The organism is Flavobacterium gawalongense, assembly GCF_007097265.1.
GTDB lineage: Bacteria > Bacteroidota > Bacteroidia > Flavobacteriales > Flavobacteriaceae > Flavobacterium > Flavobacterium gawalongense.
Map to the genome: position 1 here is coordinate 22,869 of NZ_VJZP01000022.1, position 13,417 is coordinate 36,285.

A 13,417-nucleotide genomic window follows, 5' to 3' on the forward strand; every position below is an offset into this window, starting at 1 on the left:
CAAACGTCTCTGACTTTGCGCAATTTCCTAAACCTGTTATTAAAACTAAAACCTCATAAAGTCTCTGACTTTCATCGTCTTAAATTTAAAAAAATAAACAAGTCATTAAAATTGTTATTTTTATACTAAAAATATGTCAAAATGAAAGAAGGCTATGTAATTAGGGACCAGACTTTACCACATTATATAACGGCAACTGTTGTAGATTGGATAGATGTTTTTACCAGACAAACCTACAGAGACAGTATAATAGAGTCTTTGGATTACTGCATAAAAAACAAAGGAATGATTTTGTATGGCTATGTCATTATGAGCAATCACATTCATTTAATCATTCAATCTCAAGATGGTAAATTATCAGATTTGATAAGAGATTTTAAAAAATTTACCGCAAAAAATATTTTAGAGAAAATCCAAGTCGTACCAGAAAGCCGAAAAGAATGGATGCTGGAACGCTTCAAATTAGCAGCAGAAAAGCATACAAGAAACAAAAAATATCAATTTTGGCAGTATGGGAATCATCCTGAAGAGATTTATACCAATAAATTTATGTGGTCTAAATTAGATTACATACATCTAAATCCAATAAGAGCTGGTTTAGTTGAAAAGGCTTCACAATATATTTATTCCAGCGCAAGCAATTACATAAACGATTCTGGATTATTAAAAATAGAAAAAGCAGATAATCCAGTCATTGATGTTTTGAATCTTAAAGCTTTTACAAGGTATAATCAGTATTGAAATAGTATTCAAAAGTCAGAGACTTTCATGACGCTAATAATTTAACCAGATACTAAAAAATTGCGCAAAGTCAGAGACATTTGCGCAGCATACACAACAAACACTTCGGAAAGCAAGGGGATTTACTTAACAAAAAAGAGGGCTAAAAAGCCCTCTTCTTTATACTATTATCATTACTATCCCTTGTTGCAATACGCTGCATAATTAAATACTTACCTCTTCAATAGCAGTTTCAAATTCCATAGGATCCACTATTTCTTCTCCTTTATCTGTTTCAAGTTTAGAAGCTTTGAGAGTATTAAACTTTTCTAATTGTTCTATTTCTCCTTCTTCACCACTGAAATAAGGAAAAACATCCATAATCGGAGATTCCGAAATAGCAGGTATGGTATAGTCGCCCATGGTGCCTTTCATTACACTGGTGGTGTTATCATAAGCTTCTTTTACGTCGTTGCCTTGCACTAATAAATACATATTCGACTTTCGTTCTTTGCCGCTTTCTTCGTCATAAGCCAATAAAGAAATTTTTGATTTAAACCAACGATCCGCATTCTCGAAGGGATGTATCTCTGCATAATTTGCCACTTTTATATTCGTGATTTTAAATTCTTCACTAATATAGGCAGACATCTCTTCATTAATTCTGGTTTCTGCTTCCGTATAGGATAAAGCATCTACCAAATAAGGTTCTGTCGTAATCTTTTGCAATCCAGTATCATCTGTTTTTCTATATTTTACTTTGCATTCATACCAAATTGTGCTCATATCTTTTTTTTTAAGGATGTCAAAGATAGATTTTAAAGGAAAATAAATTCACAATTCATAAAATAGATATTCACAATTTCGGATGATTCATTATTTCTTTAAAAACCAGCTGTCGCGGATTTGATAGTGTGGAAATGTTTTCCGTGCCCATTCCAATTATCAATACAAAGTAAAGGCAGATTTGAAATCCGTGCTCATATCATAAGGCACAAAGGGCAATAGCTATCATTTATTCATACGTTCTTGTTATATTAAAACATACGTTTAGCTATTATTTTAATAGATTTGTATGAAGTGAATTAATCATTACAGGTATGGATTGCAAATACGAGCCATCAGGTCTAAAAAACATCATAAATAAAAAAGTTATATTTTTAAATGAATCCGAGAATTGAAACTTTAGCTGAAAAAAAATTAATTGGCAAGCGAATCCAAATGTCACTTGCTAATAACAAAACGCGTGAATTATGGCAACGTTTTATGCCAAGACGAAAAGAAATACAAAATAAGATTGGCTCTGATCTTTATTCGATGCAAGTATATGATGCTTTGTATTTTGATAATTTTAATCCAAATGCCACTTTCGAAAAATGGGCCGCTATAGAAGTTTCCCATTTTAATACCGTTCCCAATGAAATGGAAACCTTTACTTTGGCAGGCGGACGCTATGCCGTTTTCATACATAAAGGTTCAAACACCGACAACAAAACGTTCCGATACATTTTTGAAACTTGGTTGCCCGATTCAGAATACATTTTAGACCATAGACCACATTTCGAATTGTTAGGAGCAAAATATAAAAAGGACGACCCAAATTCAGAAGAAGAAATTTGGATACCTATAAAACTTAAATAAGAAAGAAATGTTTCTTATTTAACTTTAAAAGCAACAAGCTGAAATAAAGAACTCAAACAAAAAATAATTTTTATTCGACTCCATTTTAACATAAAAAAAACGCATTTTATTTTGTTAAAACAATGTTAAAAAATAATTAAACAACTGTTTAAGTTAAACACTTGTTTAATTTTGTTTTTTCATAAAAATAGATGGCATTGAAAACTGATTTTAACGACAAACAAATTCAAATTCTGGAAGTTGCAGAGACTTTATTTGCTGAGAAAGGATTTGATGGCACGTCTATTCGGAATATTTCGAAAGTGGCAAAAATAAATATTGCCATGATTTCCTATTACTTTGGATCCAAAGAGCGTTTACTGGAATCGCTAATTGTTTACAGAACATCCGATCTTAAATATCAATTAGACAATTTATTACAAGAAGATCTTGAACCTATCGAAAAAATTAATAAGCTAATTGAGCTTTACATCAATAGAATCAATAGCAACAGAGGAATTTACAGAATTTTACACTTCGAATTCACATCCAAAAAAAGAGAGCAAAATCTACAGGCTTTTTCTGAATTAAAAAAAGGAAATCTAAAATCCCTTGAATCCATTATTGAAGAAGGTCAGAAAAAGGGCGTTTTCAGAAAAGACGTTATTATTCCGCTTATCACACCTACCATCCTCGGTACTTTTTTTCATTTTCACATGAACAAACCTTTCTTTGAAAATCTATTGAATTTAAAAACCGAAGATTTATACAACAATTACATAAAAACCAATTTGACAAAGCATATCCAACAAACTATAAAAGCCCTTCTGATTTATGAAAGTTAGTCAATTAATGCTCTTTGGGATTTTCTTTATCGGGATTTCATCTTTAGAGGCACAAGAAAAAACAAGTTTAACGCTTGATGAAGCCATTCATTTGGCTTGGACAAAAAGCAATGAAGTTAGTTTAGCCAATACCAAAGTGGCAACTAAAAAATATGAATTGCGTTCGATAAAAAACAATCAATATCCTGATTTAAAAGTTTCGGGACAATATCAAAGATTGGCAAAAGCATCGGTCAATTTAAAAATAAATAAAAGCGATGACTCTGAACCAACTCCAGTTGTAAACCAATTGATGCTTGGTCAGGTTAATGCCACCGTACCCGTTTTTGCAGGTTTTAAAATACAAAACAGCATTAAGATTTACGATAATTTATACCAGGCTGAAACAGCGACAGCTTCTCAAACAAAGGAGGAAATTGCTATGAAAGTGATTAATAGCTATGCTAATTTATACAAAGCGCAAAAAACCATTGAACTGCTAAAAGAAAATCAAAAAAGTGCACGGCAACGTGCCCTTGATTTTAATGAAATGGAAAAAAACGGAATCATTCCGAGAAATGATTTATTGAAATCACAGTTACAGGTTTCAAAAATTCAATTGTCAATAGATCAGGCTGCTACTAATTTGAACATTGTAAATTTCTATTTAGTTACACTGTTAAAATTACCTGTTGAAACAAAATTAGAAGTTCGAGAAAGTGATTTTGCTAACTTTCAAATGGATAATATTCCTACTAATGAAGAGCCGGCACTGCAAAATCGTAAAGATTTAGAAGCAATTCGGTTTCAGGAAAAAGCAAGTCAAGCCAATATTAAAATGGCAAAAAGTGCCTATTATCCGGCTATCGCACTTATTGGTGGCTATACTGCATTTGACTTAAAAAATGTAATTACGGTTCAAAACGCAATGAACATTGGAGTTGGAGTTTCTTATGATTTAAGTGCCATACTTAAAAATGGAGCCATGGTAAAACTAGCCGAAAGTAAATCGCTTGAAGTACAAAATTCTGAGGCAATACTTACCGATTACATCAAAATTCAAGTTCAAAAAGCGATTGAAGACTACGATTTGGCATTAAAACAAAATGTAGTTTACGGTCAGGCATTAGAACAATCAACTGAAAATTATAGAATCATTAAAGACAAGTACGACAACGGACTTTCTGACACCAATGATTTACTGGAAGCCGATGTAGAGCAACTGGGCTCAAAAATTAATAAAGCATTAGCAAAAGCAAATATTATTCAGAAATACTACGAATTGCTTTCTGTTACAGGACAATTATCCCAATCTTTCAATCTTTCAAAAATATAATCAGCAATCACATGGAAAAGAAAAAAACAAATACAAAATTCATTATTATCCTAGTGGCTTTGGTTGTATTAGGCGGAACTTATGGAACTTATAAATACATGCACTCCTTATCGCATGAAGAAACAGATGATGCCCAAATTGAGAAAAATATGAATCCAATTATCCCTAAAGTTTCCGGATATGTGGATAAAGTATATATAAAAGACAATGATTTTGTAAAGAAAGGCGATACATTGTTTACTATCGATAAAAGGGATTATCAATTAAAAATTGACGAAGCAATGGCGTCATTAATGGCTGCAGAAGGTAATTTTGAAGTTTCAAAAGCCGATATAGGTAGTGCTTTGGCTAACATTTCTGTTTCTGATGCTAATGTGCAATCAGCAGGTGGAAATATCGAAACTGCAAAAATTAGATTAGGCAGAATTACCAGTGATTATAATCGTTATGAAAATTTATTTAAAAACCATTCGATTACGAAACAACAATATGAGCAAGCTTTAGCTGCAAAACAAGAAGCGGAAAGTCAAATTCGTATTTTACAACAACAGGAAAAAGCAACTGCTTACCAAAAATCAGTTATTGTAGCCAAATCGAAAGTTTCAGGCAAGCAAACGGAAGTGGCTGCTGCCAATATCAAAAAAGCAGAAGCAATGCTTGAAGCTGCAAAATTAAATTTATCCTATACTGTAGTTACGGCGGCAATTGATGGCCAGGTTTCAAAAATTGATATCCAACCAGGGCAATTGGTACAACCGGGACAATCACTTTTTTATATTATCAATAATTCTAATGCTTGGATAATTGCAAATTTCAAAGAAACACAATTAAACAAAATGGTCATTGGACAAAAAGTAACCATCAAAGTAGATGCTTATCCTGATTATGATTTTGAAGGTTCCATCACTTCCTTTTCGCCAGCAACCGGCTCCCGTTTTTCTATCCTGCCTCCAGATAATGCTACTGGTAACTTTGTAAAAACCATTCAAAGATTACCAGTAAAAATAAGCCTGAATACATCTAATGATGTTGAAAAAATAAAATTATTACGACCAGGAATGAATGTTGATGTTGACGTACATTTAAACTAAAATGGCACAAGTAAAAGTAGAAGATGATTTAGTAGAATATGGCTATCGACGCATTCTTATTACGATTACAGCGGTACTATGTGCGTTGCTCGAAATCGTGGATACCACCATTGTCAATGTAGCGCTGACCAACATGAGAGGAAGCCTTGGTGCCACATTAAATGATGTCGCTTGGGTAATTACCGCTTATGCTATTGCAAATGTCATTGTAATCCCAATGACGAGCTGGCTTTCACAACAATTTGGAAGACGAAATTATTTTGTGACTTCCATCATTATTTTTACGGTCGCTTCCTTTTTATGCGGTAATGCCAATAATATATGGGAACTCATCGCTTTCCGATTTATTCAAGGTCTGGGTGGTGGTGCTTTATTAGTTACGGCGCAAACTATCATAACCGAGAGTTATCCCGTTGCAAAACGAGGTATGGCTCAGGCGATTTATGGAATGGGTGTAATTGTGGGACCAACTTTGGGACCGCCATTAGGAGGTTATCTTGTTGATCATTTTTCCTGGCCTTATATTTTTTACATCAATATTCCTCTTGGTATCATAGCAACTATTTTGGCATTAAGTTTTGTAAGAAGTCCTAAATATGGTGAAAAGCTAAAGACTAAACAGGTCGATTGGTTGGGGATTTTTCTGTTGACAGTATTCATTGGTTCGTTACAATATGTTTTAGAACACGGTCAGCAAGACGATTGGTTCAATAACAAAATAATTACATTATTAAGTGTCATATCGGTTTTTGGTTTAATACTATTTATTTGGAGAGAATTGACTTATAAGCATCCAATCGTAAATTTGAGTGTATTAAAAGATGGAAATCTAAGAATTGGAGTATTAATGTGTTTTATTTTAGGATTTGGACTTTATGGTTCCACCCTAATTATTCCAATTTATACCCAATCGATTTTAGGATGGACTGCCACTGATGCCGGTTTATTACTTATTCCGGGTTCCATCACCACAGCTATCATGATGCCAATTATTGGTAAATTAATTCAAAAAGGTGTTCCTCAAGGCTATATGGTAGGCCTTGGGTTTTTAATTTTCTTTTTCTTTGCTCTTATCATGCACAATAGCATGACACCAAATACGGGTGTTGAGCATCTTTATTGGGGATTAATTTTAAGAGGAATTGGATTAGGATTGCTTTTTGTACCAATAACAACATTGTCTCTTTCCACCTTAAAAGGAAAAGATATTGGCGAAGGGGCAGCCTTTACAGGAATGATGCGACAATTGGGAGGTTCCTTTGGTATTGCTATTATCACTACTTTCATCACAAGGTTTAGTCAGGAACATAGAGTGAATTTGGTTTCCCATTTAGACGGAAGCAGATTAGAAGTGCAACAACGCGTTTTAATGCTGCAAAAGGGTTTTATGTCAAAAGGATTTACTGCTAACGAATCTTTGAAAAAAGCGTATCAGGTCATTGATTATTCTGTAATGAGACAAAGCACCGTTTTGTCGTATATGGATATTTTTCTTTACCTCGGCGTTATGTTTCTATTTTGTATTCCAATAATCTTTTTTATTAAAAAAGGAAAAAACAAAATCAATCCTGCAGATGCCATGCATTAGTAGAGACGCGATTAATCGTGTCTCTACGCTATCTCGTAAAAACCAAATGATTTCCTTCTGATAAATTAGCATCAAACTGATAGCCTTCATAATTGAACCCTTTTAAATCATCAATTGTTTTTGCATTGGTATCAATAATATAACGCACCATCATTCCCCTCGCCTTCTTAGCGAAAAAACTGATTATTTTTAGTTTACCATTTTTATAATCTTTAAACTCTGGCGTGATTACAGGAACTTTCAACGTTTTGACATCAATCACTGAAAAATATTCTGTACTGGCTAAATTGATAAACAATTCACCTTTTTCAAGCTCTTTATTTAATGCTTTTGTAACCGTTGATTTCCAAAATTCATATAAATTTTTGCTTTCGCCAATAGGCAATTTCGTTCCCATTTCTAATCGATACGCTTGTATTAAATCCAAAGGTTTTAACAAGCCATACAAACCAGATAATATTCTCAAACTATCTTGTAACGTTTCTAATTTTTCTATTGGAATCGAATACCCATCTAATCCGGTATATACATCTCCATCAAAGGTAAAAACTGCTGGACGGGCATTTTCTATAGTGAAAGGTGTTTTCCATTCTTGATTGCGTTTCCAGTTCAAATCAGCGAGTTTATCCGAAATACTCATTAAATCAGCTAAGTCCGCAGGCTTTTTTTGTTTCAAAACTTTATGAACTTGTCGCGATTCTTTTAGAAACCGGGGTTCTGTGTGAAGTTTAGTTGGCAACTCTTTTTCAAAGTTCAAGGATTTGGCTGGCGATATAACAATTTTCATAAGTAACTACTATTTTTTTGATACTACCACGAATTATGTGGATTGCTTTTTTGCCACGAATTTCACAAATTAATACTATTTTTTTAAAATTATAATGAATTAATTAGTGGAATATTCGTGAAATTCGTGGCTAACTTATTTTGCTCTATTTGAATTACGGATTCAAAAGTACAAATTGAAAACAAGAAAGTAGGAATCTATGAATTGATTTGTTTAATAGTATAATAGAAAATGGAAATTGTTCCCTAAATTATTTGTGTATTTTTGAGTTTTAAAAGAAACCAAAAGACCACATACTATTATGAATCCAATTGAAATTAGAAAAGCTACAATAACCGACCTTGAAGCAATACAAAATATAAGCACACAAACTTTCATAGAAACTTTTGCCGCTGTAAATACAACTGAAAATATTGAGAATTACGTAACGGAAAGTTTCAATTCAGAACAATTGACTTCAGAAATAAACAATGCTGATTCACAGTTTTATCTCGCTACTTCAGGCAATGAAATCCTTGGTTATTTGAAAATAAATTTTGGCAACGCCCAAACCGAAACCATTAATAAAAATGCTTTAGAAGTGCATCGAATTTATGTTTCACAAGCATTTCATGGAAAAAATGTGGGACAATTATTGATTGATGAAGTAAAAAAAATTGCACAAGATACTGGTGTTGATTACATTTGGCTTGGTGTCTGGGAAGAAAATCATAGAGCACTCCGATTCTATACCAAAAATGGTTTTGTCGAATTTGACAAACATGTTTTCACATTAGGAAATGAAGAACAAACCGACTTATTGATGCAACATATAATAAATAAAAAACAGTAATGAGCAGAATTCCATCCTCTGAAATAAAAAAGCCAGTTCGCATTTTGAATGCCGCCGTAATTGTAGCTGCCCTGGGTTATTTTGTAGATATTTATGATTTATTGCTTTTTGGTATTGTCCGTACCGATAGTCTTAAAGACTTGGGAATTACAGGAGATGCGATTCGAAATCAAGGAGAATATTTGATTAGCATGCAAATGTTTGGGATGCTTTTTGGAGGTATTCTTTGGGGAATTTTAGGTGATAAAAAAGGACGAATTTCTGTTTTATTTGGTTCCATCTTAATTTATTCTGTGGCTAATATTGCCAATGGAATGGTAACCACCGTTGATGGATATGCGTTCTGGAGATTGATTGCCGGAATTGGGCTTGCAGGTGAATTGGGTGCAGGAATCACGCTAGTTGCGGAATCTTTACCCAAAGAAAAACGAGGGTACGGAACTATGATTGTTGCTTCGGTAGGTGTTTCCGGAGCAGTCGCAGCCTATTTAGTCTATCAGATTTTTCAGGATTGGCGTTTGTGTTACTATGCTGGCGGTGTTTTAGGAATTCTTTTACTCTTCTTAAGAATAAGCATTTCCGAATCTGGGATGTTTAAGAAAGTACATGAAAGTGCAGAAAAGAAAGGAGATTTTCTATCCTTATTTAAAGATAAAAAGCGATTTTCAAAATATTTTCAGTGCATTCTTATAGGAGTTCCATTGTGGTTTTTGGTAGGAGTATTGATAACTTTTTCTCCAGAATTTGCCAAAGCATTAGGCGTTCAGGGATTCGAAACTGTTGCGGCAGGAAAAGCTATCGCTTGGTGTTATGCTGGGTTGGTTTTTGGTGATATTGCCAGCGGATTGCTGAGCCAGTGGTTCAAAAGCAGAAAAAAAATCATGTTCTTATTTTTAGTTTTTAATTTGATTATGGTCTTTGTGTATTTGAACGCATTTGGAATTACGGCTTCCACTTTCTATACACTTTGCTTTATTATGGGATTTTCTGTGGGTTATTGGGTGTTATTTGTAACCATTGCAGCGGAACAATTTGGAACTAATATTCGGGCAACTGTAACTACAACTGTCCCTAATTTTGTTCGGGGTTCACTCCCATTAATCATCTTAATTTATGGCTTTTTCAGAGACAAAATTTTTGATGGAAATATTCTGCAATCAGGGATGATTGTAGGATCAATATTGTCCGTAATTTCGATTTTAGCCCTTTGGAAATTGAAAGAAACCTTCCATACCGATTTGAATTATTCCGAAAAAGAAACACAACCTTTTTTATAACTTTCCTATTTTAAATCTAAAATAAAATGGAATACATAATCATTTGTCTCGCCGCATTATTAGGTTCCGGTTTGACATTATTTTCTGGATTCGGATTAGGAACACTTCTTGTTCCTGTATTTGGACTCTTTTTCCCTATCGAAATAGCCATCATACTCACGGCAATAGTCCATTTTTTGAATAATCTTTTTAAACTTTTTTTATTAGGTAAAAGTGCCAATCTTAATGTGGTTTTACGCTTTGGTATTCCCGCCATACTTTTTGCCTTTCTCGGGGCTTATATCCTTTCATTATTAACTGATATGCAACCGTTAATGGACTATCAAATGGGAAATCATATTTTTGAAATCATGCCTATAAAGTTGACTATTGGAATCTTATTATTGTTTTTTTCTCTTTTCGAAGTTGTACCTAGCTTAGCCAATATACAATTTGACAAGAAATACCTTCCTCTAGGTGGAATTTTAAGTGGCTTTTTTGGTGGACTTTCCGGAAATCAGGGCGCTCTGAGAGCTGCTTTTTTGATAAGAGCCAATTTATCAAAACAATCCTTTATTGCTACAGGAGTAGTAATTGCCTGTTTGGTTGATATTTCCAGGCTGACTATTTATTCAAAAGAAATAATCAATCATTCCGATCATTTTGATTATACATTACTCACTTTGGCTACACTTTCGGCGTTTATTGGGGCATATTTTGGAAATAAACTATTAGAAAAAGTGACTATCAAAACCATTCAAAACTTAGTGACTGTAATGCTTATCCTTTTTGCGATTTTATTGATTATGGGAATTATTTAATACTTTCGAAAAAAACACTTATTATTTAATTCGATTATATTTACATCAAATTTACAATATGAAATTATTTATTACGCTTCTTCTTTCGGTTCTGTTCCATGTTGGGTTTGCCCAATCTACCAATCAATATTTTGAGAAAATCAGAAACAACGAAGCGGCCTTAACGGCTTTCTTTTCTCAGATGCCAAAAGGAGGTGATTTACACCACCACTATTCCGGATCTATTTATGCAGAACCCTTACTGGAACATGCTATTTCTGAAAATTTTTATCTCAATACCAAAACCATGCAAGTGGAAAAAGAAAAATCATCTACTGGTAACTGGGAACAATTTTCAACACTGAAAAGTCGTGGCGAATTAGATGTGTACAAGCAAAAAATCATGCAAAAATGGTCTGTGAAAGATTATAATCATGTGGATTATCCTTCGGATAAGTTGTTTTTTGAATCGTTTATGAAGTTTGAGCCAGCCATCAAAGGTAATTTTGGAAAAGGAGTATTGGAACTAAAAAACAGAGCCATTACAGAAAACGTCAGTTATATTGAAACGCAATTATCTACGATTCCAAGTACAATGAATACCGATGATTTGACAAAATTCAATGCCAGATTACGACAATTAGCTTTGCTAAAAGACGAAAAATCCATCCTAAAATCGCTGGATTCTGTTTACAATTCATTACTAAAAAAAGGCGCTACATCTTATGCTACCGATTTCAATACCAATTTTGTTGCAAAACTTCACAATGAACTTAAGATAGATGATGCCCGTTTCACCATGCGTTATCAAAATTTTGTATTGCGTTTCATGGAACCTGTTGATTTATTTAAAAATCTGGTAATCGCTTTTATCTCGGCAGATAGCAGTCCGCTTATGGCGGGTGTAAACATCGTTTCACCCGAAGATGGCGAAACATCCATGAAAGATTATTGGTTGCACATGGTGATGTTTAAATATTGTCATTCCCGTTATCCAAATGTAAAATACACGATGCATGCCGGCGAGCTGACTCTTGGTTTAGTTCAACCGGAAGAACTGACTTGGCACATTGGTGCTGCCGTTTACATTGCAGGAGCCAATCGTATCGGTCACGGCGTGGATATGGCATACGAACAAAATTCTTATGATTTATTGCGCTATATGGCTAAGAAAACTATTCCGATAGAAATCAACTTAGTGAGTAATGAATTCATTTTGAAAGTCAAAGAAAACCGTCATCCATTAACATTGTACAAAGAATTTGGCGTTCCAATCGTAATCAGCACGGATGATGCGGGGATTTTACGTACCAATATGACGGAGCAATATGTTTTACTGGCCAAAAGATACAAAGACATAACCTACACTGATATCAAGCAATTTGTTTACAACAGCATCAATTATAGCTTTATAAAAGATACTTCCGTAAAAAAACAATTGTTGAAAAATATCGACTCCAGATTTAAAACTTTCGAATCTAATTTTCCAATGAAATAAATTGGAACCGAACACAAAAAGTGACTTTTTTAGAAACTATTGACGCCCTTTAAAATTTATTTAAAAACAAATTCAATAAAGCCCCACTTGGGGCTTTATATTTGCTGCTTAACGGTTATTCAAAAAAGATATTTTTTAAATAGTTAATTTTACTATATTTGACATACCTACTTAACTACTACATACTTACTTACAATTACAAAAAATCATTTATACTAGTAGCATTTCTTTATTTTAATTGTTTAAAAACATGATAAATTATTGAACAATGAGTAGATCTTTAATTTGGTATTTAAGAAGGCACCCATTACTATACGAAGTGCGATTTAGATTATTATCTAAAAATGTAACTATTGATCGTGTAGAAAATTTTTGCTACAACAACATAAATAAAACAACCGACATCCCGGATATTTATTTTGAGTTAAATCCATTAATTTTTGAAAAAATAAAAATTGCATTGAGTGATCTTGATAAAGCCAAACGAATAGCCATCTGGCTTAGAAACAACATAAAAGGAGGTCCGGGATTAGGCAAATCATCAGAAATGGCTTTAAGAAAAATGATAAACGGAGAAGGAGGGGTTTGTAGTGATTTTTCGCAAGTCTTCAATAATTTTTGTGTGATTAATGATTTAAAAGTAAAAGAATGGGGACTGAAAGTACTGTCAAAAGATCCTACTCTTAATGGCGGACATGCGTTTAATGAAGTGTATTCCAAAGAATTTCAAAAATGGATTTTAATAGATGTTTCCAAGTCACTACTTTTCTACCCCATAAATCCAACAATTCCATTATCCATTTTTGATTTGGTTAATCTAAAAAATGAAAATGAAAAAGTAAAATTTTCGTGTTTTAACGAAAATACTATAACTGACAATAAAAGGATAACTGACATTTATATAACTTCCAATTCTTCTCCTTTTTTAATCACTAATTATTGCAACAAAACATATGACTTTTATTTAGATAAACTAAACTTTCTTCCCGAGCCTATTGTTCATGGATTACTATTTCTTCTTGGGAAAAGCTATGCTTTTGAATTTCCAAAATATCAATAAATAGA

At 33.2% G+C, this 13,417-nt stretch carries 13 protein-coding genes; 11 read left to right on the forward strand and 2 right to left on the reverse strand.

Going from position 1 to position 13,417, the window contains the following annotated elements; all coding sequences use genetic code 11:
- The first annotated feature begins 141 nt into the window (after positions 1-141).
- Positions 142-741, forward strand: a complete 600-nt coding sequence (locus FNW38_RS11870; protein WP_144064562.1) for an REP-associated tyrosine transposase — start codon at positions 142-144, stop codon at positions 739-741.
- Positions 742-945: 204 nt separating this feature from the next.
- Here FNW38_RS11870 and FNW38_RS11875 read toward each other — a convergent pair whose 3' ends face one another.
- Positions 946-1,506 (reverse strand): DUF4494 domain-containing protein, encoded by a 561-nt coding sequence (locus FNW38_RS11875; protein ID WP_143386655.1) that lies wholly within the window; start codon positions 1,504-1,506, stop codon positions 946-948.
- 378 nt (positions 1,507-1,884) lie between these two features.
- Between FNW38_RS11875 and FNW38_RS11880 the strand changes: the two genes are divergently transcribed.
- The 5 genes from FNW38_RS11880 to FNW38_RS11900 all read left to right on the forward strand — a co-directional run bounded on the left by FNW38_RS11880 (position 1,885) and on the right by FNW38_RS11900 (position 7,179).
- Positions 1,885-2,361, forward strand: a complete 477-nt coding sequence (locus FNW38_RS11880; RefSeq protein ID WP_144064561.1) for a GyrI-like domain-containing protein — start codon at positions 1,885-1,887, stop codon at positions 2,359-2,361.
- 191 nt (positions 2,362-2,552) lie between these two features.
- On the forward strand, positions 2,553-3,185 hold the full coding sequence (locus tag FNW38_RS11885; protein WP_143386657.1) for a TetR/AcrR family transcriptional regulator: 633 nt from the start codon (positions 2,553-2,555) through the stop codon (positions 3,183-3,185).
- Positions 3,175-4,500, forward strand: a complete 1,326-nt coding sequence (locus tag FNW38_RS11890; RefSeq protein ID WP_144064560.1) for a TolC family protein — start codon at positions 3,175-3,177, stop codon at positions 4,498-4,500. Before FNW38_RS11885 ends, FNW38_RS11890 begins: the two co-directional genes overlap by 11 nt.
- An 11-nt stretch (positions 4,501-4,511) precedes the next feature.
- The gene (locus tag FNW38_RS11895) at positions 4,512-5,591 is read left to right on the forward strand and encodes an HlyD family secretion protein (RefSeq protein WP_143386659.1); all 1,080 of its coding nucleotides are present in this window, start codon (positions 4,512-4,514) and stop codon (positions 5,589-5,591) included.
- Position 5,592: 1 nt separating this feature from the next.
- Positions 5,593-7,179, forward strand: coding sequence for a DHA2 family efflux MFS transporter permease subunit (locus FNW38_RS11900; protein ID WP_143386660.1), 1,587 nt, complete (start codon positions 5,593-5,595; stop codon positions 7,177-7,179).
- 28 nt (positions 7,180-7,207) lie between these two features.
- Here FNW38_RS11900 and yaaA read toward each other — a convergent pair whose 3' ends face one another.
- Entirely contained in the window at positions 7,208-7,966 is a 759-nt protein-coding gene (gene yaaA / locus FNW38_RS11905) for a peroxide stress protein YaaA (protein WP_143386661.1), read from the reverse strand.
- A gap of 301 nt (positions 7,967-8,267) precedes the next feature.
- On the opposite strand from yaaA, the gene FNW38_RS11910 reads away from it, so the two are divergent.
- The 5 genes from FNW38_RS11910 to FNW38_RS11930 all read left to right on the forward strand — a co-directional run bounded on the left by FNW38_RS11910 (position 8,268) and on the right by FNW38_RS11930 (position 13,412).
- Positions 8,268-8,798 (forward strand): GNAT family N-acetyltransferase, encoded by a 531-nt coding sequence (locus tag FNW38_RS11910; RefSeq protein WP_143386662.1) that lies wholly within the window; start codon positions 8,268-8,270, stop codon positions 8,796-8,798.
- On the forward strand, positions 8,798-10,075 hold the full coding sequence (locus FNW38_RS11915) for an MFS transporter (RefSeq protein WP_143386663.1): 1,278 nt from the start codon (positions 8,798-8,800) through the stop codon (positions 10,073-10,075). Before FNW38_RS11910 ends, FNW38_RS11915 begins: the two co-directional genes overlap by 1 nt.
- A 26-nt stretch (positions 10,076-10,101) precedes the next feature.
- Positions 10,102-10,875, forward strand: a complete 774-nt coding sequence (locus FNW38_RS11920) for a sulfite exporter TauE/SafE family protein (RefSeq protein ID WP_143386664.1) — start codon at positions 10,102-10,104, stop codon at positions 10,873-10,875.
- A gap of 58 nt (positions 10,876-10,933) precedes the next feature.
- Positions 10,934-12,352, forward strand: coding sequence for an amidohydrolase family protein (locus FNW38_RS11925; RefSeq protein ID WP_143386665.1), 1,419 nt, complete (start codon positions 10,934-10,936; stop codon positions 12,350-12,352).
- 268 nt (positions 12,353-12,620) lie between these two features.
- On the forward strand, positions 12,621-13,412 hold the full coding sequence (locus FNW38_RS11930) for a transglutaminase-like domain-containing protein (RefSeq protein WP_143386666.1): 792 nt from the start codon (positions 12,621-12,623) through the stop codon (positions 13,410-13,412).
- Positions 13,413-13,417 lie beyond the last annotated feature (5 nt).

Coding starts and splice junctions, on each gene's coding strand:
- FNW38_RS11870 (WP_144064562.1), top strand. CDS start 142: ATGAAAGAAGGCTATGTAATTAGGGACCAGACTTTACCACATTATATA.
- FNW38_RS11875 (WP_143386655.1), bottom strand. CDS start 1,506: ATGAGCACAATTTGGTATGAATGCAAAGTAAAATATAGAAAAACAGAT.
- FNW38_RS11880 (WP_144064561.1), top strand. CDS start 1,885: ATGAATCCGAGAATTGAAACTTTAGCTGAAAAAAAATTAATTGGCAAG.
- FNW38_RS11885 (WP_143386657.1), top strand. CDS start 2,553: ATGGCATTGAAAACTGATTTTAACGACAAACAAATTCAAATTCTGGAA.
- FNW38_RS11890 (WP_144064560.1), top strand. CDS start 3,175: ATGAAAGTTAGTCAATTAATGCTCTTTGGGATTTTCTTTATCGGGATT.
- FNW38_RS11895 (WP_143386659.1), top strand. CDS start 4,512: ATGGAAAAGAAAAAAACAAATACAAAATTCATTATTATCCTAGTGGCT.
- FNW38_RS11900 (WP_143386660.1), top strand. CDS start 5,593: ATGGCACAAGTAAAAGTAGAAGATGATTTAGTAGAATATGGCTATCGA.
- yaaA (WP_143386661.1), bottom strand. CDS start 7,966: ATGAAAATTGTTATATCGCCAGCCAAATCCTTGAACTTTGAAAAAGAG.
- FNW38_RS11910 (WP_143386662.1), top strand. CDS start 8,268: ATGAATCCAATTGAAATTAGAAAAGCTACAATAACCGACCTTGAAGCA.
- FNW38_RS11915 (WP_143386663.1), top strand. CDS start 8,798: ATGAGCAGAATTCCATCCTCTGAAATAAAAAAGCCAGTTCGCATTTTG.
- FNW38_RS11920 (WP_143386664.1), top strand. CDS start 10,102: ATGGAATACATAATCATTTGTCTCGCCGCATTATTAGGTTCCGGTTTG.
- FNW38_RS11925 (WP_143386665.1), top strand. CDS start 10,934: ATGAAATTATTTATTACGCTTCTTCTTTCGGTTCTGTTCCATGTTGGG.
- FNW38_RS11930 (WP_143386666.1), top strand. CDS start 12,621: ATGAGTAGATCTTTAATTTGGTATTTAAGAAGGCACCCATTACTATAC.